2 protein-coding genes are annotated in these 956 nt (G+C 63.2%); one reads left to right on the forward strand and one right to left on the reverse strand.

All coding sequences use genetic code 11. From position 1 onward, the window contains the following. A partial coding sequence (locus EOA24_RS39410; protein WP_127410907.1) for an SDR family oxidoreductase occupies positions 1-645 on the forward strand: 645 nt, incomplete at its 5' end. A gap of 24 nt (positions 646-669) precedes the next feature. On the opposite strand, the gene EOA24_RS39415 is transcribed toward EOA24_RS39410, so the two are convergent. Then, positions 670-909 (reverse strand): hypothetical protein, encoded by a 240-nt coding sequence (locus EOA24_RS39415; RefSeq protein ID WP_126083422.1) that lies wholly within the window; start codon positions 907-909, stop codon positions 670-672. Positions 910-956 lie beyond the last annotated feature (47 nt).

The raw sequence follows: 956 nt of genomic DNA on the forward strand, positions 1-956 counted from the left end.
GCGAAGCGCCTGGCGGCCGACGGGTTCAAGGTCGGCGTGCTCTCTTCCTCCGGCAAGGGCGAGGCGCTGGGCAAGGAACTCGGCGGCTTCGGCGTCACCGGCTCCAACCAGTCGAATGACGACCTGAAGCGCCTCACGGACGGCGCGCTGGAGCGCTGGGGCCGCATCGACGTGCTGGTCAACAGCGCCGGCCACGGGCCGCGCGCGCAGATCATCGAGATCAGCGACGAGGACTGGCACAAGGGCATCGACACCTATTTCCTCAACGCCGTGCGCCCGACCCGGCTGGTGACGCCGGTGATGCAGAAGCAGAAATCAGGCGTCATCATCAACATCTCGACCGCCTGGGCGTTCGAGCCGAGCCCGATGTTCCCAACCTCGGCCGTGGCGCGCGCCGGGCTTGCCGCCTTCGCCAAGATCTTCGCCGACACCTATGCGGCCGACAACATCCGCATGAACAATGTGCTGCCCGGCTGGATCGACAGCCTGCCGACGACGAACGAGCGCCGCGACAGTGTGCCGATGAAGCGCTACGGCACGTCGGAAGAGATCGCCGCGACGATCTCGTTCCTGGCTTCGGACGGGACGGCCTACATCACGGGACAGAACATTCGCGTGGATGGGGGCATCACAAGGGCGATATGAGGGTGGCGAGGACGCCGCCTCAGATCATCCCGGCTTGCGTGAATTGATCACCCACAGAACGCATAGGAAGGCTATCGAGCCCACCAGGACGATCGAATTGCCGACCACGATATTCCAGAACCGTGTCGGATCATCCGAGAGCGCGACCCAGTGCAGCTTGCCTCGGACTTCGCCCATCTTGATGCCGCAGGCAATGTTGTAGATCGCGATGGCGGCAAGCGCGGCCATCAGGACAAAGAGGTCGTTGTTCTTGTTGCGATCCATGGCAGCGGCTTTTATCAGCGCTTGGTGAAATATTGCTTACCTTGGGG

Origin of the sequence: Mesorhizobium sp. M2A.F.Ca.ET.039.01.1.1 (genome assembly GCF_003998035.1) — a bacterium.
Taxonomy (GTDB): domain Bacteria; phylum Pseudomonadota; class Alphaproteobacteria; order Rhizobiales; family Rhizobiaceae; genus Mesorhizobium.

Coding starts and splice junctions, on each gene's coding strand:
- EOA24_RS39415 (WP_126083422.1), bottom strand. CDS start 909: ATGGATCGCAACAAGAACAACGACCTCTTTGTCCTGATGGCCGCGCTT.